The organism is Veillonella rodentium (assembly GCF_900187285.1).
Classification (GTDB): domain Bacteria; phylum Bacillota; class Negativicutes; order Veillonellales; family Veillonellaceae; genus Veillonella; species Veillonella rodentium.
On the sequence record NZ_LT906470.1, the window covers coordinates 881568 to 907491 of the forward strand.

Below are 25924 nucleotides of genomic sequence, written 5' to 3' on the forward strand. Positions count from 1 at the left end.
GGCATACGAGTGAGTCAAGAATTAATTCAAGCGGTGATGGTGCTTACAAAGCAAAAAGGTTTTGCTCCCGAGGTTATTTTCGAGTCTTTGGAGGCTGCATTATTACAGGCGTATCGCAAAGAACCTACATCTAATCCTGATGCATATGTTGTGATTGACCGTGAAACCGGCGATTATAAGGTAATGGCAAAAAAACAAGTTGTTGAAACTGTAGAGTTGCCGGAAACAGAAATCAGTTTATCGGATGCCCGAAAAAAGGATAAGCGTTTTGAAATCGGCGATATCGTTGAGGTGGATGTAACACCCGCCAATTTCGGACGTAGTGCTGCACATACGGCAAAACAGATGCTTATTCAACGATTGAAGGAAGCGGAACGAAGTGTAGTTTACGAAGAATATTACAGCCGTGAAGGTGATATTATCACCGGTGTTATTATACGTGTTGAAGGTAAGAATGTATTTATCGACCTCGGTAAGACAGAAGCGATTTTACCGCCTACAGAGCAAATTGCAACGGAAACCTATCGCGAGGGTGACCGTATCAAATGTTACATTGTAGAGGTTAAGAAGACGACTAAAGGTCCTCAAATCATGATTTCCCGTACACATCCTGGATTGTTAAAACGACTGTTTGAGTTAGAAGTACCGGAAATTTATGAAGGTGTGGTAGAGCTTAAATCCGTTGCACGTGAACCGGGGATGCGTTCTAAAATCGCCGTGTACAGCCGTGATGAAAACATCGACCCTGTAGGTTCCTGTGTAGGGCCGAAGGGACAACGTGTACAACACATTGTAGATGAACTTCATGATGAAAAAATCGATATCGTTAAATGGGATGAGGATCCGGCGATTTATATCGCCAACTCGTTAAGTCCTGCAAAGGTCGTATCCGTCGATGTGAGTGAAGAGGAAAAATCCTCCTATGTGGTGGTGCCGGATTACCAATTGTCCTTAGCAATCGGCAAGGCCGGTCAAAATGCAAGGCTTGCAGCAAAATTAACGAATTGGAAAATCGATATTAAGAGTGAAACACAGGCGGCAGAGGATCCTTTCACGGGATTCGATACTGCTGAGGATGGTGAATAGTCATGAAACAGAAATCCCAACCTATGCGTACCTGTGTAGGCTGTGGTGAGTCCAAGGTAAAACGGGAACTAATTCGCGTGGCCTTGAGTCCGGATGGCGTTATCAGCATTGACCGCACCGGTAAAGCACCGGGACGAGGCGCTTATCTATGTTCATCCGTTTCCTGTTTTGAGCAGGCCTATAAGGCAAAACGATTGGAGCGATCGTTAAAACATAGTGTATCTCAAGAGATATACGAACAACTTCGACGTGATTTTCAAGAGACCGAGTAATCACTGGATAAGATATTATGAATGAAGATAAAATTTTAAATCTCTTAGGATTAGCACAACGAGCAGGTAAGGTGATTTCCGGTGATTTTATCGTGGAAAAAGCCATTAAGAGAAAGGAGCCCAAGTTGGTTCTTCTCGCGGGTGATTGTGCATCCAACAATGAAAAGAAATATATACAATTAGCAGATATACATCATATCCCGCTTTGCAGTATTGCCACGAAAGAGGCTTTAGGTACGGCCATTGGCAAGGATGTTCGGGTAGTGGTAGCCGTATTGGATGATGGATTTGCAAAAGCATTATTAAAAGAGATTGATCGATAATAAGGGGGTATGCAGATGTCCAAAAAACGTGTCCATGAAATTGCCAAGGAGTTTGGCGTAAAAAGCAAGCAGGTCATTTCTATCTTGCAACAACACAATTTTAAAGTTACTACAGCTGTCAATTCTGTTGATGAGACAGGATATGACATTGTAAAAAAACAGTTAAGCAAGAAGGATGGTGCAGCATCTAAGACTGTACATAAAGCACCTGCTAAAACGGCTGAACATAAACAGGCGTCTAAGTCTCAAAAATCAGAGTCTGTAAGTCATAAACAAGAGCAAAAAAAGTCGGATAACAAAACGCAAGAGCCGAAAAAGCAGGAGCATAAAAAACAAGCGACACAGAAAACAGAACAACCCAAACGTGATGATCATAAGCGAAGTAATGTGCGTCATGTACAAATAAGTGAACCTACGCGCAAATCTAATGCTAATCAATCTGCTGGAGACCGTCCCAACAATCGTTCTAATAACCGCAACAACGACAATCGTAACAACGATAATCGAAATAAGGATAACCGTAATAGCGGTCGTTCTCACGATGCTCGTAATAATGATAGTCGCAATAACGATAATCGTAATAACCGCAATGATGATCGTCGTAACAAGAAGAATAAAAAAGGCGGCAATAACCGTCCGCAATCCTTGTTATCCACATCTATGCAGAAGAAAAAAAATCGCGTAAAGCATCGTAATGAACAATACTTGCAACAGAAAGCGGAAGCTGAACGTAAGGCGGAAGCGGCTATCGCTACGGAAATCGAATTGAGCGGTTCTTTAACGGTTAAAGAATTAGCTGATAAAATGGGCCGTGAAGTATCTGAAATCATTAAAAAGTTGATGCTTTTAGGTGTTATGGCCAGCATTAATCAGGAGGTAGATGTCGATACGGCTACTATCGTGGCCGAAGAATTCGGCGTTACCGTAACTGAAGTGGAACCGGAAGAGGATCCAACGGATGTTATTGAGATTGAAGATGCACCGGAAACATTGAAACCTCGTCCTCCTGTTGTAACAATCATGGGTCACGTTGACCATGGTAAAACATCGTTGCTTGATGTTATTCGTCAAACAAATGTAACGGCAGACGAAGCGGGCGGTATCACACAGCATATCGGTGCATATCAGGTCCGTTACAAGGATAATAAGATTACATTCCTTGATACACCGGGTCATGAAGCTTTCACAGCGATGCGTTTACGCGGTGCAAAGTCCACGGATATCGCCGTTCTTGTGGTTGCGGCGGATGACGGTGTTATGCCTCAAACTATCGAAGCTATTAACCATGCAAGATCTGCTGAGGTGCCTATTATCGTTGCTATTAATAAGATGGATAAACCGGGTGCAAATCCTGACCATGTAAAACAACAGCTCTCTGAACATGGTCTCTTGCCTGAAGAATGGGGCGGAGATGTAATTATGGTGCCGGTTTCTGCAAAGCAGAAGCAAGGTATTGATGACTTGCTTGAAAACATCCTGCTCGTTGCAGAGGTGATGGAATTAAAGGCCAATCCTAATCGTAAAGCGTACGGTGTCGTTATCGAGGCTCAACTTGATAAGGGCCGCGGTGCCGTATGTACTGTATTAGTACAAAAAGGCTCCCTTCGTGTAGGTGATACGGTGCTTGCGGGGACGGCGTACGGTAAGGTCCGTGCCATGACTAATGAGCGCGGCGAAAGGGTAAAAGTAGCCCGTCCTTCCATGCCGGTGGAAATCTTGGGCTTCTCCGAGGTCCCTCAAGCCGGTGAAATCATCAACGGTATGGATGATAATGAAGCACGGGCGATTGCGGAAAAACGTATTGCTAAACAACGTGTTCAGGAATTACAGGCTACACATAAGGTTACATTGGATGATATCTTCAATCAAATCCAACAGGGCGAGTTGAAGGATCTCAATATCATCATCAAAGCCGACGTACAAGGTTCTGTAGAAGCATTGCGTCAATCTTTAGAAGCGATTAAAAATCCAGAGGTTCGCATCGTTATCGTTCATGCCGCAGTAGGTGCTATCAACGAATCCGATATCATGCTTGCATCCGCATCCAATGCGATTGTAATGGGCTTTAATGTACGCCCTGATGCCAACGTTCGCCGTGCGGCTGAACAGGAAAAGGTCGACTTACGTACGTATCGTGTAATCTATGACGCCATTAATGACGTTGAATCCGCTATGCGCGGTATGCTGGCACCTCAATTTAAGGAGATTGTCGTAGGTCGTGCGGAAGTGCGTCAGGTTATTTCCACACCGAAGGCTATCGTTGCCGGATCCTATGTAACGGAAGGTCGTATTACAAATGACTCGGAAGTACGTTTGATTCGTGACGGCATCGTTGTATTTGAAGGTAAGGTCGATTCTTTACGTCGATTCAAAGATGAAGTTAAGGAAGTAAAAACATCCTTCGAATGCGGTATTTCCCTTGAAGGGTATCGCGATATCAAGGAAGGCGACGTTATCGAAGCATACTTGATGGAAGAAATTGCACCTCAACTTTAGGAGGTTATTATGAGTGACGTTCGTGTCAGAAAATTACAGGAATTTATCAAACAAGAGGTAAGTCAAATGCTGATGCGCGGATTAAAAGATCCTCGCATCGGCTTCACTACCGTTACAGATGTGCACGTGACGGGTGATTTACGAGAAGCCACTATTTACGTTAGCTTGTTTGGTTCCGATAAAGAAAAAGAAGATACTCTTATCGCATTAAAGCATGCATCAGGCCATATTCGTACTGAACTCGGAAAGGTACTTAAATTGCGACATATTCCTACGATTACCTTTGATAAGGATACGTCGCTGGATTACAGCATGCGCATCGAATCCCTTTTACATGAGATTAAAAAGGATGAAGAAACAAATTAACACAAAGGATACAGAACATGAGTAAGATTACAATTAATCAATTACATATGGCTCTGTGTGAAGCTAATTCTATTATGCTAACCGTCCATATCCGTCCCGATGGCGATGCTATCGGCTCTATGGTCGCCTTTTATGAAGCCCTTGTAGGGCAAGGCAAAACCGTATATATGGTAGTGGATGATGTAGTACCTGACAAATACACTTTCTTACAGTATACGGATCATATCCATGATGTAGCGTATTTTGAGTCCCATCCTGTGGATATCGATATGCTCATGGTTTTGGATGCTAGCACGTATGAGCGAATTGGCAAAGTAGGTGCACTGTGGAGTGCACCTATTTTTAATATAGACCATCATATTTCCAATATGGAATTTGCGGATCATCTATACTTAAAGTCTGAGTTTGCTGCTACCGGTGAAATTATTACCGATTTATGTGCAAAATGGAATTGGCCTATTACAGAGTCCATGGGGACTGCTCTCTATATGGCTATTGCTACGGATTGCGGATTCTTTAAATTCAGCAATACCACGGCTAATACGCTGGAAATGGCTGCTAAATGTGTGGCTGCAGGGGCTAGACCTAATGTGATTTCAGAGACGATTGAGGCCGTATCGGCTGAGCGTCTCGATTTGACGAAGCAGATTATGCAGACCATTGAATTTCATAAAAATGATACTGTGGCTACCATTGAATTAAACAGAGAGGCTATGGATATTCTCGGCGATGATACAGACGGTTTTGTGGATATAATCCGCAATGTAGATACGGTGGACATTTCTATTTTGCTGAAAGCTGAGTCGGATGATCGCACGCGTGTGAGCCTGCGATCTAAAGGGGCGGATGTAAACGCAATTGCTGCCCGTTTTGGCGGTGGTGGCCATATCCGTGCTGCCGGCTGTACGATTAATTTGCCATTAACAGAGGCTAAACGTGTATTAATTGAGGCTATTAAATAATGGATGGTATTTTACCGTTTTTAAAACCGCCCGGCATTACCAGTCATGATGCAGTGGCTATATGTCGTCGTATTTTAAAAGAAAAACGCATCGGTCATAGCGGAACGTTAGATCCCATGGCATATGGTGTATTACCTATATTTCTCGGTAAGGCAACTCGCCTTATCGAATACACGGAAGACTTTGACAAGACCTATGTAGCGGAATGTAAATTCGGCACCTTTACGGATACGGAGGATAGTTCCGGCAGTCCGGTACTACCCGATGCGGATATGTCTCTTAGAGCAGGGGTTCTCGTAGATTCTCAGACAGGCTCGTCTATCTTAGATGAATCTATTGGCAAGCCTGGTTTTGATGAACTACAAAGCATATTGAAAACCTTTGAAGGCGAGCAGTATCAACGGCCCTCAAAATATTCGGCAATCAAGGTCAACGGTATTCGCGCTTATGAATATGCTCGTAAGGGGATTCCTGTAGAATTGCCGTTACGTCGAATTCATATTAAGCAGATTGAACTCATTGCATATGGATTTCCTTACTTTACAGTTCGTATTACCTGCTCAGGGGGCACGTATATCCGATCCCTGTTGCGCGATATATGCATATCTCTTGGAATTCCGGGAATGATGACATCTTTGGCACGTACACAGGTGGGCCCTTTTGATATCTCCATGACCAAGATGGCTGAAGAGCTGATGGTCCATGGTGAAAGTTTACTATTACCGACAGATACGGCGGTTTCCCATCTTTCGCAAGTAGTTGTAAATAGTGTACAATTAAGGATGATGATAGAAGGCAAGGAGTTACCGATCGGTAAAGACTTTGCTTTCACAGAAACAGGTCATCTCTATAGAGCCTATGGACCTCACGGGTTTATAGGTATTATGAAGCGAACAGACCACACATTGAAGGTGGATAAAAATATTTTTATTAAAGGATGAGTATGAAGCAAATACATTCGTTTGATGAATTGCGCCAAATCAAAGATAGAAAAGTATATGCCTTGGGTACCTTTGACGGCATTCATAGAGGTCATCAGCGAGTTATATATAAGGCTGTGCAAGAGGCTAAATCAGCACAGGCGGTGAGTATAATTGTCACATTTGAACGTCATCCGTTGACCATTTTACATCCGGATAGAGTGCCGAAGTTACTGGTTCAGCAGGCTGTTATGGACGATATTTTATCGGCTATGAATGTGGACTATGTTTTACGGTTACCTATGACGGCAGGTTTATTGCGTGTCACGGCGGAGGAGTTCCTTAAAATTCTATGCAAGAATATGAATGTAGCAGCAATCGTAATGGGTGAGAATTTTACTTTTGGTGCGCAGGGATTGGGAAATCCTTCCTATATACGGCAGACTTTAGAACCTACGGATATCCGTGTTTTGGTACAGCCGCTATTACCTTGCGATTCTTTGGAGAAACCGATTTCCAGTACGGAAATTCGAAAGGCGATTCAAGAAGGGCGTATGGAGGATGCCACAAAGTGGTTGGGGCGACCGTATCAATTCAAGGGAATCGTAATTAAAGGTGATCAACGGGGACGGACGTTGGGATTTCCTACGTTAAACTTGCTATTGCCTGATGAAATGGCGATTCCGCCTGATGGTGTTTATGCAAATCGTGTACGTATTGATGGTAAATGGTATAACGGGGTCGGCAATATCGGAGATAATCCGACCTTTAAGAATCAATATCATCGATGTGAGGTTCATGTATTTGACTTTGATCGGGATGTATATGGACAAAGTGTTATTGTTCAATTTATTGCGTATATACGGTCAGAGATTAAATTCAGCCATTTGCAGGATCTAATCGATCAGATGAAAGTCGATGAAGAGAAAGCGTTGCGTATTTTGACTGACGTGTGAGGATAGAGGGTGTTCTAATGGATATTAAAGAAGCTCGTAAACAAATTGATAGCATAGATGCCGTATTGGTTAAAGAATTTGAAAAACGGTTGAACCTGATAAAGGAAATCGGGAAGTATAAGGATGAGCATCACTTGCCGCTTATCGATGAAGAGCGTGATGAAGATATCATTGCTTTACACAGAGATTTTTGTAAGGATAAAAATTTGTCGCCATATGTGGAAAATTATTTAAAAACCGTTGTATCCATGAGTAACGAGTTTTTGAAAGAGCATATGCATAAACATATTTTCCTTATCGGTATGCCCGGTGCAGGCAAGACGACGGTCGGGAAAATGCTGGCAAAGGAATTGGGGCGTGATTTTTACGATTTGGATCAGACCATTCAAGATAAGGTCGGTAAATCGGTGCAGAATATTTTTATTTACGATGGTAAGGATGCTTTCAGTAAGTATGAATATTCCACGATTAAAGAACTGATCCGGAATAAACCGTCGGTGATAGCGACCGGTGGCGGTACGGTTACCTATGATAAAACGGTTAAACTCATGCGAAACAACGGGTTGGTTGTATTCGTGAATCGCGATGTCAATCATATTCTGGATGATTTGGATTTGGAAATCAGGCCTCTTGTAAAGGAAAGTATCGAGTACATTTTCAATGTTTATGAAGAACGGTATCCTTTATATGAACAGGTTGCACATATTAAAATCGGTAATGAAGGCAGTATTACCGATGCGGTACAAGAAATTATTGAAGCTTTGCCGAATACGGAGAAATAATGGACGCCATACGAGGAGTTGTATACCGAACTATATATGAAAACACACAGCGCACATATTGTGTGTTTATATTGAAAGATTATAATGAGGAATACATTACTTGTACGGGTAAGTTCGAATCTCCTAAGGAAGGCGAGGATATCGAAGTTCGCGGTCGATATGTGGAACATGCGAAATACGGTTTTCAGTTTGATGCGTTCAGTATAGAGAAATTGAAACCCGATAATATGGGGGCTGCTAAATTATACCTGATGAATCTCGGCATCAAAGGCTTCGGTGAAAAATCTGTTGAAAAGGTATTAGATTATTTCGGTATTCGGATCTTAGAGGTATTGCGCGAAGAACGACCGGAGGAAATCAAGGAGGTACCGGGGCTGAGACAAAGCGTTAAGGATGAACTTTTTAATACCTTATTGGGGGAAGGCATCTTAGCGGATCTGAATCATTTCTTTGAAAGTCATCATATTTCATCGAAATGGAGTCGTACCGTTTATACATACTATGGGGTACAAGCTGTCGATGTAATCAAGGATAATCCGTATACATTGCTTCGTGTTGCTCAGGATATGATTTTCGGAACAGCAGATACGCTGGCTGAAAATCTTGGAATTACTGGCAGCGATATGCGACGACTGGAGGCCGGCCTTGAATGGATTTTACGGAATCTCGATAATCAGGGTCATACATGCTTACCGGTGGACCAGCTTATCGCTCGCATGGATGATCTGTTACAAACAGATGTAGATGATATTGCTGATTTTATTCAATCCTTATTGGAACAAGGTGCTCTCTGCAGCACCTATCATGATGATATTCTCTATATCTATCCGCCTCAGATGTATGTAGCCGAAGTGGAAGGCGCTAATTATACGCGTGACTTTCTACTGGAAGCTGACCCTATATCGCTTGATATACAGGGTTTTATCGATCGGTTTGAACAGGAGAATCATATTACTTTCGGTGATGCTCAGAAGGAAGCAATCAAACTATCCTTTTTTGAAAAATTTTCTCTTATCACAGGTGGACCGGGTACAGGTAAAACAACGATTATTAAGGCCCTGGTGAAAGGTTTTCAATTAGGGGGCCTGGGGCGTATCATTCTCTGTGCACCGACCGGGCGTGCTGCTAAGCGTCTGACGGAGGCGACGGAGTTTGAAGCGACTACGATTCATCGTTTATTGGTACCCGTGCAGGGGAGTGATTCATATGATTTTACGAAGAATGAAGATGATCCTCTCGACATTGATGTTATCATCATAGATGAAGCCTCCATGTTGAATGTGCGTTTATTTTATTCTCTCATGGCGGCTATTCCTAGGGAGGCTCATGTCATCATTGTGGGCGATGTGGATCAGTTGCCGCCCATAGGTGCTGGTTTTGTTCTGAAGGATTTACTCGACAGTGATTGTGTGCCCTATACACGGTTAAATCAGATTTATCGGCAGAACTCTGGTAATACAATTGTCGACAGTGCTTATGCTATTAATCGGGGCGATATGCCTAAACTTGATGGTAATGGTGATGAATTTTCTTTTATACCTGTAAACTCTTATGATGCGCTGATGAAAGTTATCATTGATGTGTATAAGCGTGAGCAGGAGCATATAGAGGATGAACTGGACATTCAGATTATTTCCCCCATGCGTCGCGGTGAAGCGGGGAGTACACGCATATCACAATATGTACAACAAGCATTGAATCCTCCTGACAGTCATAAGGGTGAGGTTCGTGTTAATGGTATTACGTACCGCGTCGGAGATAAGGTTATTCAAATTTTGAATAACTATGATTTGGACATATTTAATGGTGAAATCGGTATCATTTATGCCATTACGAGAACGGATATTTGCATCCGTTTTATCCATAAGGAAGTGCGTCTTTCTATCGATGATGCACATATGATTATGCCTGCTTATGCAATTACGGTGCATAAGAGTCAAGGCAGTGAATATGGTGTGGTGATTATTCCTTTTGTACCTCGATACGGCGGTATGTTGCAGAGAAATTTATTATATACCGCTGTAACACGTGCTAAGCGTAAGGTTATCATCGTCGGCACAACGAGCGCTATTGATCGTGCGGTTCATACGGTAAATGCTGATGAACGGTATACATTATTTAAGGAACGTATACAAGGGAGCTGTGATTCGTAATGAGTTTATGGGATTTCTTATTTCCTCCTACATGTCCGCATTGCGGTGCTGAGGTAGCATCACAAGGGGATTGGTGTGAATCCTGTTTTACCGAACTTTTACATATTCGCCATGTACCTAATAAGTTTTTACATCATTTAGATGATGTATGCATATTGGCCGACTACAAGGGCGGTATGAAGTCCATGATATATGATGTCAAATTCAACGAAAAAAAGGAGCAGTCCAAAGGGGCTGCTCCTTTTCTAGTATCGTACAACTTTTACATGCACAGAAAATTTAACAGTGTTACTGTAAACTCGTATGTATTTGATTATATTGTTCCTGTTCCATCCGGTGCGGCTAAGAGAGAACAACGCGGATATAATCAGGTAGATCTATTTTTTAAACCTTGGGCGGATGCATTACATCATATGTATCCTACATATTTTGCGTGGCTTGATTGCCTTTACAAATTTGATACGGAGCGTGATATGTGGAGCCTGACACATAAAGAACGGCAAGCTAATATTAACGATGCTTTCATGATGCATTGTGATTATGATGATGTTAATCTGGAAGGAAAGAGAATTCTTATTGTGGATGATATTTATACGACCGGTGCCACCTTGGAGGCGGTAGCTAAAATATTGCGATTAAAGAGGCCAAAAAAATTAGAAGCCCTTACACTTGCCAGTGGGAGCTTCTAATGATAGTTCATAAATTATTTTGTATCTTAAATTAGCACATTAACTATAAGATTTGAAGTTATGTTTTAGTCCAGAGCATAGACCTTTAGACTAAGACATAATTTTATCCTAGGACATCGATAAAGGCTTTCACCACATCGGGATCAAAGAGAGAGCCTGATGCACTGAAGAGTTCTTCTTTTGCTTTCGCCTTGGTCTTTGCCCAAAATTCGGTGGATGGATTAACCGTCGTGTCATAATAATCAGCAACGGCGATAATACGGGCGCCTAATGGAATATTAGCGCCGCGTAAATGCTTCGGATATCCGGAGCCATCCCATTTTTCGTGATGATAGCGGATATAGGGCAAGATTTGCTGGCAACATGGATAGTTTTCAATCATGTTGGCACCGCTTGCAGCATGTTGTTTATATTTGGACATTTCTTGTTTGTTCAGATATGGACACTTTTGTATAAGTGCATTAGGTACCATTAAGAGACCTACATCGTGGAGTAAGGCGGCATGACGAATTTGCTCAATTTCATTTAGCGGCAATCCCATTTTTGCGGCGATACTGACCGCATAATTGGCAACCTGGATGGAATGCGTATATAGATGATAGCTTTTCATCTGTATCATCTGCAATAATTGTGCACTGATGGCCTCTAGACTATCTTTCTCCAATTCATACAGCCCGGACGGCTGCATTAATGATAACATAAACATAGTAAACCCCTTTACTCACCTACATAATATATTATACATCCCCAAGTATAAATGTTTATATCGTACAACTTTTGGTTCGTTCTTTATTAACAGTATACGTATTATACACCATAAATTTTTTTTTGTGTATGAGACATATGTTCTCCTATGATGCTAGTATTCATATTTATCATACAAAAAATGATTGACTTTTTAGGAATGCAATAAGAATGGTGCTTTAAAAAATTGATTTAATAAAAATGATAGAATTATGAAGAAATTTTTATGTATTCTATTCCTATTTTCTATACAACGAAAAAAAGACTTGAAAAAATTATTTTTATTCTACTGAGAATAAATAGTCGGTATGTTTGGTTATATTATGTGGGTAAAAGTTTTATGTTTATGTGGTATTAAAAGAATACATCAATTAAACCCTAAGGTTAATAGGCGTATACCTAGACAGTAATGAGAATATTATTTATAATAACTTTATACGGGTCTGTGGTTGCAAGTCGATGCCAGTCGCAGGCGAAACGATCCACATAAGCAGCCCGAGAGGCTGTGAGCATGGTGCGGCTTAGGTGTAAGTCCTGCCGGTAACACGAGAGAAGTAGTAGTGGGGAGTCACAGACTTATGAGCGAACCTTCCAGCAGGCGAGTGTGGGGGCAAAAACCAGGTCAGCCGTATACAGGCACATGAGGCTTTTCTCATGTGCTTTTTCTTTTATACATATGTATATCAGCAAACGGTTATAAATCCTATGGCTAAAGCAAATAGAGTATACATTGGTGTAATAAATATTCATGGATTGTATAGCCGAAGAGGATTATATCGGAAATATAACGATTAAATGGAATAATATATACAAAAATATTGACATATTTATACCTTGTGTCTATACTATCAATATAGTAATTGTAAATTAAGTTTATGAGGTTGATACTATGTTACATAATAAATTTAAAAAACTAATTCTTGGTAGTTGTATGTTGATTATGGCCGGTGCTGTTGTAGGTGGCTGTGGATCCACCGCTGACACATCTAATAAATTAATTGTAGGTACGAATGCTACCTTTGTACCGTTCGAATTTAAAGATGAAAAAACACAGGATTATACCGGTTTTGATATCGAATTGATTCGTGCAATCGGCAAGCGTATCAATAAAGATGTAGAACTTAAAAATGTTGCGTTTGATGCGTTGATTCCGGCTTTGAATACACACGATATCGATGTGGCCGCTTCCGGTATGACCATTACAAAAGCAAGAAGTGAAAAAGTATTATTCTCGTCTCCATATTATGAAAATGCTTTAGCCGTTGTATTTAAAGATGGTCAAAATATCAACTCTCTAGATGATTTAAAAGGTAAGAAAATTGCGGCTCAATTAGGTACTACAGGTTCCGATTTGGCACATAAAATTGAAGGTACTACGGTAAAAGAATTTGACCATAGTAATGAAGCTCTGTTAGAATTACAAAATGGTGGGGCTGATGCAACGGTTATCGATTTGCCTGTGGCACAATATTACACTACAAAACATCCGGACCAACAGATTAAATATATGGCATATCCGAATACGAAAGAATATCTCGGTATTGCAATTAATAAAGATAATAAGGCTTTACAGGAACAAATAAACAAAGCTATTGAAGAGATGAAGGCGGATGGCGAATTTAATGCATTATATAAAAAATGGTTTAATGTAGATGCACCTGCAGATATGCCCGTTGTTGTAGATTTTAAATAGTATAGGGAGTAATGAATGGACTGGAATGTCATATCTAGTAATTTGCCGCTTTTATTGCAAGGAGCCCTAGTAACAGTAGAAATAACCGCAATGTCGGTGGGGTGTGGATTTTTTATCGGGTTATTGGTGTCTTTAGCGAATTTATCAAATTTTAGTATAGTTAGACTATTGGCTAAATGTTATGTGGATATAATTCGTGGTACCCCTCTTTTGGTACAAATATTTTTAATCTATTTTGCATTGCCGATGCTTACAGGACAGAGAATCGACCCGTTTATTGCTGCTGTAACCGCATGTAGTATTAACTCCGGTGCCTATGTTTCTGAAATTTTCCGTGCCGGTATTCAATCTATCGATAAAGGGCAGATGGAAGCGGGACGTTCTCTGGGGTTGACTTGGGGGCAAACGATGCGATATATCGTTATGCCGCAAGCTTTCAAAGCAATTATTCCTCCATTGGGGAATGAATTTATTGCGATGTTGAAAGATTCTTCATTGGTTTCTGTTATCGGATTTGAAGAGTTAACACGTCGCGGTCAATTAATTATTGCAAAAACGTATGCGTCATTTGAGATTTGGGGAACCGTTGCAATTATTTATCTCATAATGACGGTGAGTATTTCACAATTAGTTGGATACCTTGAAAGGAAATACAGCATTAAATGATTAGATTAGAAAATGTACATAAAACCTTCGGTAAAAATGAAGTACTTAAAGGTATCAATTTGCATATTGAACAGGGGCAAGTTGTGGTAATCATCGGTCCGTCCGGATCCGGTAAAAGTACGGTGTTGCGTACGATGAATTACTTGGAAGAGCCTACATCGGGCAAGGTTATTGTAGATGGCATGGATTTGGCTGATAAGACGAAATTGAACGAAGTACGCGCTGAAGTGGGAATGGTATTCCAAAATTTCAATTTATTTCCTCATATGACAGTAATGGAGAATCTAACACTGGCGCAAAAGAAGGTGCGTAAACTATCTGATGAGGAGGCTAAGAAAGTCGGACAAGCTTTACTTGATCGAGTAGGTTTAGCTGATAAGGCAAATGCGTATCCCGATTCCTTATCGGGCGGGCAAAAACAACGTGTGGCTATCGCTCGTGCGTTAGCGATGAAACCGAAAGTAATGCTTTTTGATGAGCCGACTTCCGCTCTTGATCCGGAAATGGTTCGGGAAGTACTTGATGTTATGAAGTCTCTTGCTTATGAGGGGATGACGATGGTTATCGTTACTCACGAAATGAATTTTGCGAAAGAAGTGGCGGACCGAGTGCTGTTTGTAGACGGCGGTTTAATCTTAGAGGATGATACTCCTAAACATGTATTTGAAGCGCCGACGAATGATAGAACAAAATTATTCCTATCTAAAATTTTATAATGATCAGTCATAATCGATAGACATCAGATTAGTCATAATTGAGAGATATTAAGAGGTGTGATTACATTGTGTTTTAATTACATCTCTTTTTTGTTCATGAAGAAAACTGAAATGGTTCATATTTAAATTCATGATAAATGAATGGCTTTATACCTATAAAAAATTATGATGATGGCAATTCCTAGTCGTGAAAATAAGTGTGTCAAACAGTGAATATATAGACAGTTAAATCTATAAAAATCGATTATGCCTATAAATATTTGTGATATAACAATAATTTATGCATTCAACGGTGTAACTGATAATTTTTAATGCATACTTTTATTATTAATATGATGTTGATCTGCTTTTGTCATGAACTCTTATAATTCGATTTATAACGGATGTTGCGAGTATAACAAGAAAATTATCTCCAATAAAAAAATTTTGTATATTCATTAAGAGCGCGGTTAATAACGTTTGATATTTTATACATGCTGTGTTATGATACAAATGTAGTGCAAGACAATATATATATTTTTAGGAGGATGTTACCATGTTAGGTAAAGTGAAATGGTTTAGCGCAGAAAAAGGTTATGGCTTTATTGAAAGAGAAGACGGTAGCGATGTGTTCGTGCATTACTCTGCAATTCAAGATGAAGGATTTAAATCTTTGACTGAAGGTCAAAATGTTGAATTCGAAATCGTTGATGGCAACCGTGGCCCTCAAGCTGCAAATGTTGTTAAAGCGTAATCACATACTGAAAAATACATAAATACAACATAAATTAGATCCCGATATCCTTTGGTATTGGGATTTTTGAGTTATCTTATAAAGCGATTTTATAATTCTGCAAAAATTAAAAAAATTTTTTCTAATAAAAAGAGGAGTTTAACCGCCTTGTGTAGAAATACTAAATATAGCACGAGACATTAGTATAAATTATGTAAAGCACTCGTATCTCGTGGTTGATTTTTAGAAAGGGTGTTGACTTATGAAAGTAGCTATCAGAGGTAAAAACATTGAAGTGACAAATGCTCTTCGCGAGTATATCGAAAAAAGATTGAGCAAATTGACCCGTTACTTTGATGATGAGTTAGATGCACAAGCGGTGCTATCCGTTGTAAGAGATAAATCTACTATAGAAATTACTTGTTTTGTGGATAAAATCGTACTTCGCGGTGTAGAAACAAATGATGATATGTATGCAGCTATCGATTTAGTTGTAGATAAAATTATTCGACAAATTCACAAACATAAAACTCGTTTAGCTAAACGTTTCAAAAAACAGGAAGCGTTCCATCCTGCTCAACTGGATGTACCTGTGGAAGAAGAAACCATCGAAGTTGTAAAACGGAAGCATTTTGCTGTACGTCCAATGGATGTAGAGGAAGCTATTTTGCAAATGAATCTTATCGGACATGATTTCTTCATGTTCTTCAATGCGGAAACGGAAAGTATGAATGTCGTATATCGCAGACATGATGGGTTCTACGGTTTGATTGAACCGGAACTTCAATAATTGATAATATCGGTTGACCATTTATTCTAAACTCCTTTCTATTGTCAGAGTCGGCCGATTATTATAAAAAAGTGGATGACTATTTATGTCATCCACTTTTTATGTGTAGACTTTTCTAGATCGACTGTCAATGAAAGTATATCAGGTTAAAAATATATCTTTTAATTTTGAGTTTATTATGGAACGGTAATGTGGAGAAATAATAGTAAAACACCTTGAATTCTTTGACTATTCAAGGCGTTTTCGTTATAATAAATTAGATAAGATAATGTAAGATGTCCTGTAGAGGAGTGATTTGTTTGTTAGGCTTTTTACAAAGGCTAATTGGCAATAATAGCGCTCATGAAATTAAGAAGATGCGCACTATTGTCGACCATATTAATGAAATTGAACCTAATTATGTAAAGCTCAGTGATACTAATTTAGTTGCTAAAACAGATGAGTTTAAGCGTCGCATACAAAAGGGTGAATCCCTGGATGATATATTACCGGAAGCATTTGCTGTCGTTCGCGAAGCATCTAAACGCGTGTTGGGAATGCGTCATTTTGATACGCAAATGATCGGCGGTATTGCACTTCATCGTGGAAATATTTCAGAAATGCGTACCGGTGAAGGTAAAACCTTGGTAGCGACATTGCCGGTATATTTAAATGCCCTTACAGGTAAAGGTGTTCATGTTGTTACTGTCAATGATTATTTGGCTACGCGTGATAGCGAGTGGATGGGGAAATTATATAAATTTTTAGGACTATCTGTCGGTCTTATCGTAGCAAACCTTGATTATAATCAACGTAAGGAAGCTTATTCTTGCGATATTACATATGGTACAAATAATGAGTTCGGGTTTGACTATCTGCGTGATAACATGGTATCCGATGCATCGCAAATGGTGCAGCGGCCTTTGAATTATGCTATCGTCGATGAAGTTGACTCTATTCTTATCGATGAGGCTAGAACTCCATTGATTATTTCGGGACCTGGTCAACGTTCTACGGATAATTATTATAAGTTGGCTAAAATCGTTCCTCATCTTGTAAAAGATGAAGACTATACGATTGATGAAAAACAGAAGACCATTGCGCCTACGGATTCGGGTATTGCTAAAGTGGAAAAAATGCTTGGCGTTGAAAATCTGTATGATTCTGAAAATATCGAGTTGAATCATTTGCTCGGTGCCTCCTTACGTGCTTACGCAATGATGCATCGCGATGTCGATTATGTGGTCAAGGACAATGAAGTCGTTATTGTCGATGAATTTACGGGACGTTTGATGTTCGGCCGCCGTTATTCCGATGGCTTGCATCAGGCAATCGAAGCAAAGGAAGGATTACAGGTTGAACGTGAAAGCCAGACCTTGGCATCCATTACATTTCAGAACTATTTCCGTATGTATGAAAAGTTAGCAGGTATGACCGGTACAGCCAAAACGGAAGAAAAGGAATTCAACGATATTTACGGATTGGACGTATTGCCGATTCCACCTAATAAACCGTTGGCCCGTGTGGATTTACCGGATCAGATTTTTAAAACGAAGGCTGCTAAGTATCGTGCCGTTGTACGAAATGCTGTAGAGCGCCATCAGAAGGGGCAACCGATTTTGATCGGTACAACTTCCATCACGCAATCTGAAGAACTTTCAGATATGCTGTTACGTGCCGGTGTACCTCACAAGGTTTTGAACGCGAAACATCATGAAAAAGAAGCGGAAATCATTGCAGATGCGGGCCAAATGGGTATGGTGACCATTGCCACGAACATGGCCGGTCGCGGTACTGATATTTCCCTCGGTGAAGGTGTGGCTGAACTCGGCGGTTTGGCTATTTTAGGTACGGAACGTCATGAAAGCCGTCGTATCGATAATCAATTACGCGGTCGTGCAGGCCGTCAAGGTGACCCGGGGTCATCGCAGTTCTTCTTGTCCTTAGAGGATGATTTGATGCGTATCTTTGGTGCCGACAATATTTCGGGCATCATGGATAAATTAGGCATGGAAGAAGACGAGCCTATCGAACATTCGTTGATTACTAAATCAATTGAACGAGCTCAAAAGAAAGTAGAAGATCATAACTATAATATTCGTAAGTATGTCCTTGAATATGATGATGTTATGAATCAACAACGTGAAGTCCTGTATGAACAACGTCGTCGCATTTTATGCAATGAATCGTTGCGTGAAACTATAGATGAAATGATTAATAAGCTGGTGACTGAGTCTGTAGATACTTATGCAGATGAAAAACTCTATCCGGAGGAATGGGACTATGAAGGCTTATATAAACATTTGAGTCAATACTTCTTAACAGAAGATATTATGTCAGCTCAAGATATGGAGGAATATAGTCGTCAGGACCTTTTGGAACGCTTATTGGATATTGCTCATGAAGAGTACCAAGATCGTGTGGATATGCTTGGCGAAGCTATGTTCGGACAACTTGAAAAGGCTATTATGTTGCGCGTTGTTGATAACAAATGGATGGAACATTTGGATAATATGGACATGTTGCGTGAAGGTATCGGTCTTCGTGCATATGGACAAAAAAATCCGTTGGTGGAATATAAATTTGAAGCCTATGAAATGTTCCAACGTATGATTGAAGCGATTCAAGATGAAACAATCATGGCGTTATACAAAATTCGTGCACAATTGATTGAGGAAATTGAACAACCTGTTGATCACTTGGAAGGTGCACAACCCCATCATGAAGATGTGTTGGAGCCACAAAATATAGATTAAAATTTGTGAATGGCACGTTGCTCAGTGGGAGATCTTTTGGGCGACGGCCATTTTCATTTTACTGGAGTCATTATCGAAGGTGGTGAACATAAATTGTTAGAGGATTTAAAACCGATTATTGCAAATCTGGAAGAACGTATTTATGGAATGAGGGATTCACTTTAACATCGCTCAGAAGGAAGAGCGGATTTTTACACTTGACGTGCAGATGAGTGATCCCACATTTTGGGATAATCCGGATAAGGCCCGCAAGATATCTCAAGAAGCGACACAACTGAAAAATGCTGTGGAAGGTTATAAACAATTGGTTAGCGATATTGAAGATGCCGGCGTCATGCTGGATATGGCTATTGAGGAAGATGATTCTTCAATGGAAGGCGATATTAAAGAGTATGTTGACCATATTGAAGAAACCGTTGAGAAACAAGAGGTATTGCTTTTATTGAGCGGTGAATATGATGCAAACAATGCGATTCTGACTTTCCATGCCGGAGCCGGCGGTACAGAGGCACAAGACTGGTGTTCTATGCTGATTCGTATGTATTTACGTTGGGCTGAAAAATCGGGATATTCTGTTGAACTTATGGATGAACAGCCCGGCGATGAAGCAGGTATCAAATCGGCTACGTTTCTCATTAAAGGCGAAAATAGTTTTGGGTATTTAAAATCAGAAAAGGGTGTACATCGTCTTGTTCGGATTTCACCATTTGATGCAGCGGCGCGTCGTCATACATCCTTTGCAGCTGTTGATGTTATGCCGGAAATCGATGATACGGTAGATATCAATATCGATATGAAGAATGTACAAGTTGATACGTATCGGGCCAGTGGTGCCGGCGGACAGCATATTAATAAGACCGACTCCGCTGTCCGTATGACTCATAGACCGACGGGAATCGTCGTACAATGTCAGTCTCAACGCTCTCAAATACAGAATAGAGAACAGGCATTACGATTATTGCGAGCTAAATTATTCGAACTGGAACTAGAAAAACAGGCTGAATTGAAGGAACAAATCGGTGGTACCTATCAGGCCATTGAATGGGGCAGTCAAATCAGATCCTATGTATTCCATCCATATAATCTTGTAAAAGATCATCGTACCGGCGTGGAAACCGGCAATGTACAATCCGTTATGGATGGTAACATTGATCAATTCATCGAAGGGTACTTGAAAAAGGAAGCTGATTTAACGATTTAGGAGACCTGATGAAAAAATTTTTACTCTTTTTACTGGTGCTTGTCGTAGGCATCTTCTTAGCGACTCAATTTTTATTGCCTAACTATGTGGAATCGCGCATTGAAAAAGAAATTAATAAGTCTCTACAACCTGATTCTCAAGTGGTCAATGTAGAGGTCCAGCCTGGCTTTAAACTGTTATATGGGGAAGCGGATCAAGTGTCGGGCACGCTTAAAAACGTACGATTAGGCAAATTGAATTTTGTAAACTTTGATTATGATGCAAAGCAAATTTTAATTAATCCTGTTTCTCTGATTGCTAATCAGGAACTGGATGTGATTAGCGTGGGGAAAGCTAGCATCGACGGTGTTATTACAAGTGCGGATTTATCTGCATTTTTGAGTGAACAAGCGGGTAATACCATTAAAGATGTTAAGGTGAACATCGGTAATGATAAGATTACCTTATCCGGGGATATGAATGTTGGTATGGTGTTCCGAGGCACTATTCAACTTGAAGGTACGTTGGAATTAAAGGGAAATACATTGGTTTTTGCACCTAAGAGATTTACTCTTAACGGTGCAACGATTCCGGGCTTTACATCTGGTATTCTGGAAACTACAGAAATTTACGATTTCAATACGTTCCCGATTCCTGTGAAAGCGGAACGTATTGACGTTACTAATGGGGAAATTCATATCAAAGTTATCCCTGTACTCAAATAGAAAGGATTTGCCGTGAATCGTCGGAGCGCACAAAAAAATAAGTATTCTTGGATTCTTATACTTTGTATTATTGTTGGTTTATTATCATCGTTATACTTGGTATTTGAACGACATCAAATTGAAAAGTCTCAAAATCATATTGAAAATATCGTTGACTACGATGCGGTATTGCGTGCCAATGCCTTTGAAAAAAGAAGTCAGGAAGAAGCTTTTGATGCATTGCGGAATGCAGGTGTCACAGCATTTGCCATTTATGATCGCACATTGGAAAAGGCGCACGATGCCGGTCAAATCAGATTATTGACTGCGCAAGATATGAATTCCGTTCGTGTTAACGGAGCATCTGTAAAACCGGGGGCTCTGTATATAGCACTTGCTTCAGGTAAGGAAGGTTATTACAAGGAAATTCGAGAGGACTTGTATCATCGTATCGGCAAGGATAAGGTACATGAACTCAACACGAGCATAGGACCTGTTATTGAATTATACGGTGCTACAGAAGACAGTTATAAAAAGATGAATCTCGGCATTTCCAAATTACAGGCTGAGGAAGTGGCCGATAAAGGCTTTAATGTTATTGTTCGCCCTACTAACTACAGAAATGTAACATCAGAAGATATTCAATATGTTTTTAATCGTCTAGATGGTGTACCTCATGTGACCGGTATGATTTTTGCCGGGAAAGAAGCTCTGGGGGCACCGAACCACATTGATGAAACAGTGGAACTGCTAAATAAACACCATATCCCGTTAGTCGGTATTGAGGCGGTAAATCAGCTTCAATATGAGCCGCAACAAGGATTTCTTGAAATGGCTGCCAAGAATGGCTATAGTGTAGGTCGCGTTTATACTATCGCTAAAGATGAATTAAAGAAAATCACACCTGAAGAGTCCGCTCAGCGTTTTTATATCAGTGATATTGAACGTAACATTCGCTATAATTTGTTCCCTGTATATGAAACCGGTCAAAATAATGAGACCGTGTTACAAACGACAATTAATTATATTGCGATGGCAACAGATAAGTTATCTGCAAAAGGCTATGAATTCGGTCCTGCCGATATTTATCCGGCGTATACGCCAAATCCACTGCTTGTCGTATTAAGTATGATTGGAGCGGTGGCATTGTTTGTATATGTGGCGCAGATGTTTATACCTATGCCTAAACATACGCAGTTAGTTGCATTCTTTGGTATCTCTTTAGTGTCCATCGTAATTTTTATTATTACGAGCGGTACGTTGATTACTCAAATTTGGGCCCTTTCATCAGCTGTACTGGCACCTGTAGGTGCTATGATCTGTCTGATGGAGGAATGGCGCCGTTATGACGCTTCTCGCCCGTTGGGTACGGTTAAATCCATACTGCTTTCCGTGTTATACCTTGTTGTCGCCACATTATTCGCGGCTATAGGTGGAATGTTCATCGCCGCTCTTCTGGGAAATACGAAATTCTTTATGGAGTTTGCACTTTTCAGAGGTGTTAAATTAACATTTGTATTGCCTATTATTCTTGTAATGATAGCTTATTTACAACGGTTTCCTCTCTGGAAAGGGCGCATGATTAACTCTAAAGAAGAAGCCAAACAGTTCGTTGTTGAGTTTCTTACGATGGACGTTAAGTTTTATGTATTCTTTATCATTGCCGCGCTAGGTGGTGCAGCTTGGGTATTTTTAGGGCGCAGCGGTCATACGGCAGGTGTGCCGGTACCGGGTTTTGAATTGATGCTTCGCCGATTCCTTGAGAATACACTGTATGCACGACCTCGTGAAAAGGAATTTATTATTGGACATCCTATGTTGATGTTAGCTACTTTTGGATTCCTTAGAAAATGGCCTACAGTGATTCATTTTGTTTTGACGATTACCGGTGTTATCGGTATTGCATCCATGGTTGAAACATTCTGTCATATTCGGACCCCTGTATTTATGTCCATCATGCGCGGCTATGATGGATTGCTTATAGGTGTCGTCATCGGTCTTGCGTTGATTATTGCGATACGTTTTATGATGTACGTAACACAATGGTTTCAACAGCAGGAGGTAAAACATGAGTAATATTGTTATCTCCGGTTATTACGGTTTTGGCAATGCCGGTGATGAAGCCATGTTATGTGCTATCGTTGATGCAATTCGTAAGGAAGAGGCTGATGCGCATATAACGGTTATTTCGGGCAATCCGCGAGAGACCAGTAAGAAACATGCTATTCATGCTGTCGGTACCTTTTCGGCGCTAGGTATTGTGAAAGCCATTGCGAGCTCCGATTTGGTCATCAGCGGGGGCGGCAGTCTTTTACAAGATGCGACGAGTATACGTAATACATATTATTATTTGAGTATTATGGGGCTCGCAAAGTTGATGGGTAAAAAGGTTATGCTTTACTCTCAAGGTATAGGACCTCTCAATCGCAAATCTACACGCCGTGCCGTAGGATGCATGTTGAAATTTGTAGATGCCATTACGGTACGTGACTCCATTTCTAAAGATGAATTGGAGTCCTTAGGAATTGAGGATGTAGAGGTTACCGCCGATGCGGTACTGGCTATGAATAAAGCCGATATATCTATCGGTCAGCATATATTAGACGGATACACGTCTAAGTTGCCTGATACCGGGATATCACCTAAGCGTATTGGTGTTGCAGTACGCAGCTGGAAAGAGGATACGGAGTATCGGGAATCACTGGCTAATGTGTTGGCGCGCTTACAGGAACAGGACCAAGTAGAAATTATATTTATCCCTATGTCTCATCCTGAGGATACTAAAGAAGCAAAACTGGTTGCCGGGCTTATGCCGAAAGGGGCTATTGTATTAGAAGGCCCATTTTCCACAGAGCAACAATTATCTTTATCCGGAAATGTGGATTTGATGATCGGTATACGTCTCCATGCATTGGTGTTCAGTTCTCTCATGGGAAAACCTGTTATCGGAATCTCTTATGATCCGAAAATCACCAGCTTTTTACATATGATTGGTCAAGAACCTATTGGAACGATGACTCATTTGAGGGAGGAAGCATTATATAGACGTTGCCATGAATTATTGACGTCAAAGACTGTTTATCAGGAGTCCTATGACCGCATCCGAGCATTGAGATCCGATTCTCAACGCAATGCGGAAATCGCTATTTCATTATTAAAGGATTTCTAATTATATATGGATAGTATCCAGAAAGTGAGGTCTCTATGGCTGCATTAACACAAGATGTTAAACAATTAGTTCAAGAGAAAGCAAAAGCTATTCGCGTTAGTATTATACAGTCTGTTACGGCTGCCAAATCAGGGCATCCCGGAGGTTCTTTATCTATCGCTGATGTAATGGCATTGCTTTATTATGTAGAGATGAATGTGGATGCTAAAAATCCTAAGAATCCTGATAGAGACCGCTTTGTATTGTCTAAAGGGCATGCGGCACCCGCCTTGTATGCGACATTGGCGGAAAAGGGATATTTTCCGAAAGAGGAGCTCCTCAATCTTCGGAAAATCAATCATATGTTACAGGGCCATCCGGATATGAAACATACACCGGGCGTAGATATGTCTACGGGTTCTTTGGGGCAGGGGATATCTGCAGCCTGTGGCATGGCTCTAGCCGGTAAAATCGATAATGCTGATTATCGTGTTTATTCCATTCTCGGGGACGGTGAACTCGAAGAGGGGCAAGTATGGGAAGCGGCTATGTTTGCCGGCCATTATAAGCTTAACAATCTGACTGCTTTTGTCGATTTTAACGGATTACAAATTGATGGAGATATTACAAAGGTATTGTCTCCATTGCCGATTCCTGAAAAATTTAAAGCTTTCAACTGGAATGTAATCGAGGTGGATGGTCATAATCTCGATGAACTGCATGATGCCATCGAAGCGGCAAAGGCCTTCATAGAAGGACCTACATGTATCGTAATGCACACCGTAAAAGGTAAGGGCGTCGGAGAAATGGAAGGTCAAGCCGGCTGGCACGGCAAGGCTCCGAGTGCTGAACAAGGTACGGAGTTTGTGAATGAAATTATGGGGGTGCAATAATGGGTAAAGCAACACGTGAAGCATATGGCAATGCACTGGCTCGCATTGGCAAAGCCAATCAGAATATTATCGTTTTAGATGCGGATTTATCTAAATCTACCAAGACCGATACATTTAAAACGGCATGCCCTGAACGTTTCTTCAATGTGGGAATTGCGGAACAGAACTTGATTTCCGTCGGTGCCGGATTGGCTGCGGCAGGAAAGATTCCGTTTGTATCTTCCTTTGCTATGTTTGCGACGGGACGTGCGTTTGAGCAGATTCGAAACGCTGTATGTTATCCGAAACTCAATGTGAAAGTATGTGCCACTCATGCGGGAATTACCGTTGGTGAAGACGGGGCGACTCATCAGAGTTTAGAAGATATTTCCTGTATGCGTACATTGCCTAATATGACAGTTGTCGTTCCGGCTGATGAACGGGAAACGAAATCTGTTATTGAATGGGCTGCGGCTTATGAAGGACCTGTATATGTTCGCTTGGGTCGTGCCGGTGTAGAGGATGTAACGGCGGAAGGGTATACATTTGAACCGGGTAGATCTGCAATGTTGGCTGATGGATTCGACGTAACTATCATCGCATGCGGCGCTTTAGTCGGACCTGCACTTGAGGCGGTTAAAATATTAGGTCAGTCCAATGTATCGGCTCGTGTTATCAATATGGCATCTATTAAACCTATCGATGCTGATGCTATTGTAAAAGCAGCTGCTGAAACCGGTGCTATCGTGACTGCGGAAGAGCATAATATCATCGGTGGCCTCGGTTCTGCCGTGGCGGAAGTTGTAGTGGCTAATAATCCGGTACCTATGGAATTCGTCGGTGTTCAAGATACGTTTGGGGAGAGCGGGACACCAAAAGAATTGATGGTAAAATACGGTTTGTCCGCAGATGATATTGTGGCAGCAGCAAAACGTGTAATCGCTCGTAAGTAATAAAAG

At 40.8% G+C, this 25924-nt stretch carries 25 protein-coding genes; 24 read left to right on the forward strand and 1 reads right to left on the reverse strand.

The window, feature by feature from the left end:
- Positions 1 to 9 precede the first annotated feature (9 nt).
- The 11 genes from nusA to CKV62_RS03975 are packed head-to-tail and all read left to right on the forward strand — an operon-like array spanning position 10 to position 11005.
- Positions 10 to 1086, forward strand: a complete 1077-nt coding sequence (gene nusA, locus CKV62_RS03925) for a transcription termination factor NusA (protein WP_095065783.1) — start codon at positions 10 to 12, stop codon at positions 1084 to 1086.
- Positions 1087 to 1088: 2 nt separating this feature from the next.
- Positions 1089 to 1358 (forward strand): RNase P modulator RnpM, encoded by a 270-nt coding sequence (rnpM, locus tag CKV62_RS03930; RefSeq protein ID WP_038114729.1) that lies wholly within the window; start codon positions 1089 to 1091, stop codon positions 1356 to 1358.
- A 17-nt stretch (positions 1359 to 1375) separates the two neighbouring features.
- Positions 1376 to 1681, forward strand: coding sequence for a L7Ae/L30e/S12e/Gadd45 family ribosomal protein (locus tag CKV62_RS03935; RefSeq protein WP_095065784.1), 306 nt, complete (start codon positions 1376 to 1378; stop codon positions 1679 to 1681).
- 15 nt (positions 1682 to 1696) lie between these two features.
- Positions 1697 to 4177, forward strand: a complete 2481-nt coding sequence (gene infB / locus CKV62_RS03940) for a translation initiation factor IF-2 (protein WP_095065785.1) — start codon at positions 1697 to 1699, stop codon at positions 4175 to 4177.
- A gap of 9 nt (positions 4178 to 4186) precedes the next feature.
- Positions 4187 to 4543: a 30S ribosome-binding factor RbfA gene (rbfA, locus tag CKV62_RS03945; RefSeq protein ID WP_038114735.1), complete on the forward strand. Its 357-nt coding sequence runs from the start codon at positions 4187 to 4189 to the stop codon at positions 4541 to 4543.
- A 17-nt stretch (positions 4544 to 4560) separates the two neighbouring features.
- A complete protein-coding gene (locus CKV62_RS03950; RefSeq protein ID WP_095065786.1) occupies positions 4561 to 5505 on the forward strand; it encodes a DHH family phosphoesterase in 945 nt (314 codons plus the stop codon).
- On the forward strand, positions 5505 to 6446 hold the full coding sequence (locus tag CKV62_RS03955; RefSeq protein WP_095065787.1) for a tRNA pseudouridine synthase B: 942 nt from the start codon (positions 5505 to 5507) through the stop codon (positions 6444 to 6446). Before CKV62_RS03950 ends, CKV62_RS03955 begins: the two co-directional genes overlap by 1 nt.
- A 2-nt stretch (positions 6447 to 6448) precedes the next feature.
- Positions 6449 to 7381 carry a bifunctional riboflavin kinase/FAD synthetase gene (locus CKV62_RS03960; RefSeq protein WP_095065788.1) on the forward strand — a complete coding sequence of 311 codons (933 nt, stop codon included), beginning with the start codon at positions 6449 to 6451 and terminating at the stop codon, positions 7379 to 7381.
- Between the two features lie 17 nt (positions 7382 to 7398).
- On the forward strand, positions 7399 to 8163 hold the full coding sequence (locus CKV62_RS03965) for a shikimate kinase (RefSeq protein ID WP_095065789.1): 765 nt from the start codon (positions 7399 to 7401) through the stop codon (positions 8161 to 8163).
- On the forward strand, positions 8163 to 10316 hold the full coding sequence (gene recD2 / locus CKV62_RS03970) for an SF1B family DNA helicase RecD2 (RefSeq protein WP_095065790.1): 2154 nt from the start codon (positions 8163 to 8165) through the stop codon (positions 10314 to 10316). The genes CKV62_RS03965 and recD2 overlap by 1 nt, the downstream gene beginning before the upstream one ends.
- On the forward strand, positions 10316 to 11005 hold the full coding sequence (locus CKV62_RS03975; protein WP_095065791.1) for a ComF family protein: 690 nt from the start codon (positions 10316 to 10318) through the stop codon (positions 11003 to 11005). Before recD2 ends, CKV62_RS03975 begins: the two co-directional genes overlap by 1 nt.
- Before the next feature lie 103 nt (positions 11006 to 11108).
- Here the strand turns inward: CKV62_RS03975 and CKV62_RS03980 are convergent, their stop codons facing one another.
- Positions 11109 to 11711 (reverse strand): HD-GYP domain-containing protein, encoded by a 603-nt coding sequence (locus CKV62_RS03980; protein WP_038114752.1) that lies wholly within the window; start codon positions 11709 to 11711, stop codon positions 11109 to 11111.
- 927 nt (positions 11712 to 12638) lie between these two features.
- Here CKV62_RS03980 and CKV62_RS03985 point away from each other — a divergent pair.
- The 13 genes from CKV62_RS03985 (at position 12639) to CKV62_RS04040 (ending at position 25918) form a co-directional block, all read left to right on the forward strand.
- Positions 12639 to 13442: a basic amino acid ABC transporter substrate-binding protein gene (locus CKV62_RS03985; RefSeq protein WP_095065792.1), complete on the forward strand. Its 804-nt coding sequence runs from the start codon at positions 12639 to 12641 to the stop codon at positions 13440 to 13442.
- A gap of 15 nt (positions 13443 to 13457) precedes the next feature.
- Entirely contained in the window at positions 13458 to 14108 is a 651-nt protein-coding gene (locus CKV62_RS03990) for an amino acid ABC transporter permease (protein WP_038114756.1), read from the forward strand.
- Positions 14105 to 14824: an amino acid ABC transporter ATP-binding protein gene (locus CKV62_RS03995; RefSeq protein WP_095065793.1), complete on the forward strand. Its 720-nt coding sequence runs from the start codon at positions 14105 to 14107 to the stop codon at positions 14822 to 14824. Before CKV62_RS03990 ends, CKV62_RS03995 begins: the two co-directional genes overlap by 4 nt.
- Positions 14825 to 15359: 535 nt before the next feature.
- On the forward strand, positions 15360 to 15557 hold the full coding sequence (locus CKV62_RS04000) for a cold shock domain-containing protein (RefSeq protein ID WP_004693056.1): 198 nt from the start codon (positions 15360 to 15362) through the stop codon (positions 15555 to 15557).
- A 241-nt stretch (positions 15558 to 15798) separates the two neighbouring features.
- A complete protein-coding gene (hpf, locus tag CKV62_RS04005) occupies positions 15799 to 16326 on the forward strand; it encodes a ribosome hibernation-promoting factor, HPF/YfiA family (protein WP_038114762.1) in 528 nt (175 codons plus the stop codon).
- Positions 16327 to 16625: 299 nt separating this feature from the next.
- Positions 16626 to 19061 carry a preprotein translocase subunit SecA gene (secA, locus tag CKV62_RS04010; RefSeq protein ID WP_095065794.1) on the forward strand — a complete coding sequence of 812 codons (2436 nt, stop codon included), beginning with the start codon at positions 16626 to 16628 and terminating at the stop codon, positions 19059 to 19061.
- Between the two features lie 9 nt (positions 19062 to 19070).
- On the forward strand, positions 19071 to 19226 hold the full coding sequence (locus CKV62_RS09470; RefSeq protein ID WP_169835165.1) for a hypothetical protein: 156 nt from the start codon (positions 19071 to 19073) through the stop codon (positions 19224 to 19226).
- A protein-coding gene (gene prfB / locus CKV62_RS04015; protein WP_231968407.1) for a peptide chain release factor 2 occupies positions 19155 to 20262 on the forward strand; the annotation gives its coding sequence in 2 pieces (ribosomal slippage) (positions 19155 to 19211 and positions 19213 to 20262; 1107 coding nt in all). Before CKV62_RS09470 ends, prfB begins: the two co-directional genes overlap by 72 nt.
- An 8-nt stretch (positions 20263 to 20270) precedes the next feature.
- Complete coding sequence (locus tag CKV62_RS04020; protein WP_095065796.1) at positions 20271 to 20966, forward strand: LmeA family phospholipid-binding protein; 696 nt, start codon at positions 20271 to 20273, stop codon at positions 20964 to 20966.
- 12 nt (positions 20967 to 20978) lie between these two features.
- The gene (locus tag CKV62_RS04025; RefSeq protein WP_095065797.1) at positions 20979 to 23021 is read left to right on the forward strand and encodes a DUF5693 family protein; all 2043 of its coding nucleotides are present in this window, start codon (positions 20979 to 20981) and stop codon (positions 23019 to 23021) included.
- A complete protein-coding gene (csaB, locus tag CKV62_RS04030; protein WP_095065798.1) occupies positions 23014 to 24114 on the forward strand; it encodes a polysaccharide pyruvyl transferase CsaB in 1101 nt (366 codons plus the stop codon). The genes CKV62_RS04025 and csaB overlap by 8 nt, the downstream gene beginning before the upstream one ends.
- A gap of 35 nt (positions 24115 to 24149) precedes the next feature.
- Positions 24150 to 24986: a transketolase gene (locus CKV62_RS04035; RefSeq protein WP_095065799.1), complete on the forward strand. Its 837-nt coding sequence runs from the start codon at positions 24150 to 24152 to the stop codon at positions 24984 to 24986.
- A complete protein-coding gene (locus CKV62_RS04040; protein ID WP_095065800.1) occupies positions 24986 to 25918 on the forward strand; it encodes a transketolase family protein in 933 nt (310 codons plus the stop codon). Before CKV62_RS04035 ends, CKV62_RS04040 begins: the two co-directional genes overlap by 1 nt.
- The last annotated feature ends 6 nt before the right edge of the window (positions 25919 to 25924 follow it).

Excerpts from the sequence above, each read along its gene's own strand:
- rnpM (WP_038114729.1), top strand. The coding sequence starts at position 1,089 with ATGAAACAGAAATCCCAACCTATGCGTACCTGTGTAGGCTGTGGTGAG.
- CKV62_RS03935 (WP_095065784.1), top strand. The coding sequence starts at position 1,376 with ATGAATGAAGATAAAATTTTAAATCTCTTAGGATTAGCACAACGAGCA.
- infB (WP_095065785.1), top strand. The coding sequence starts at position 1,697 with ATGTCCAAAAAACGTGTCCATGAAATTGCCAAGGAGTTTGGCGTAAAA.
- rbfA (WP_038114735.1), top strand. The coding sequence starts at position 4,187 with ATGAGTGACGTTCGTGTCAGAAAATTACAGGAATTTATCAAACAAGAG.
- CKV62_RS03950 (WP_095065786.1), top strand. The coding sequence starts at position 4,561 with ATGAGTAAGATTACAATTAATCAATTACATATGGCTCTGTGTGAAGCT.
- CKV62_RS03955 (WP_095065787.1), top strand. The coding sequence starts at position 5,505 with ATGGATGGTATTTTACCGTTTTTAAAACCGCCCGGCATTACCAGTCAT.
- CKV62_RS03960 (WP_095065788.1), top strand. The coding sequence starts at position 6,449 with ATGAAGCAAATACATTCGTTTGATGAATTGCGCCAAATCAAAGATAGA.
- CKV62_RS03965 (WP_095065789.1), top strand. The coding sequence starts at position 7,399 with ATGGATATTAAAGAAGCTCGTAAACAAATTGATAGCATAGATGCCGTA.
- recD2 (WP_095065790.1), top strand. The coding sequence starts at position 8,163 with ATGGACGCCATACGAGGAGTTGTATACCGAACTATATATGAAAACACA.
- CKV62_RS03975 (WP_095065791.1), top strand. The coding sequence starts at position 10,316 with ATGAGTTTATGGGATTTCTTATTTCCTCCTACATGTCCGCATTGCGGT.
- CKV62_RS03980 (WP_038114752.1), bottom strand. The coding sequence starts at position 11,711 with ATGTTTATGTTATCATTAATGCAGCCGTCCGGGCTGTATGAATTGGAG.
- CKV62_RS03985 (WP_095065792.1), top strand. The coding sequence starts at position 12,639 with ATGTTACATAATAAATTTAAAAAACTAATTCTTGGTAGTTGTATGTTG.
- CKV62_RS03990 (WP_038114756.1), top strand. The coding sequence starts at position 13,458 with ATGGACTGGAATGTCATATCTAGTAATTTGCCGCTTTTATTGCAAGGA.
- CKV62_RS03995 (WP_095065793.1), top strand. The coding sequence starts at position 14,105 with ATGATTAGATTAGAAAATGTACATAAAACCTTCGGTAAAAATGAAGTA.
- CKV62_RS04000 (WP_004693056.1), top strand. The coding sequence starts at position 15,360 with ATGTTAGGTAAAGTGAAATGGTTTAGCGCAGAAAAAGGTTATGGCTTT.
- hpf (WP_038114762.1), top strand. The coding sequence starts at position 15,799 with ATGAAAGTAGCTATCAGAGGTAAAAACATTGAAGTGACAAATGCTCTT.
- CKV62_RS09470 (WP_169835165.1), top strand. The coding sequence starts at position 19,071 with ATGGCACGTTGCTCAGTGGGAGATCTTTTGGGCGACGGCCATTTTCAT.
- CKV62_RS04020 (WP_095065796.1), top strand. The coding sequence starts at position 20,271 with ATGAAAAAATTTTTACTCTTTTTACTGGTGCTTGTCGTAGGCATCTTC.
- csaB (WP_095065798.1), top strand. The coding sequence starts at position 23,014 with ATGAGTAATATTGTTATCTCCGGTTATTACGGTTTTGGCAATGCCGGT.
- CKV62_RS04035 (WP_095065799.1), top strand. The coding sequence starts at position 24,150 with ATGGCTGCATTAACACAAGATGTTAAACAATTAGTTCAAGAGAAAGCA.
- CKV62_RS04040 (WP_095065800.1), top strand. The coding sequence starts at position 24,986 with ATGGGTAAAGCAACACGTGAAGCATATGGCAATGCACTGGCTCGCATT.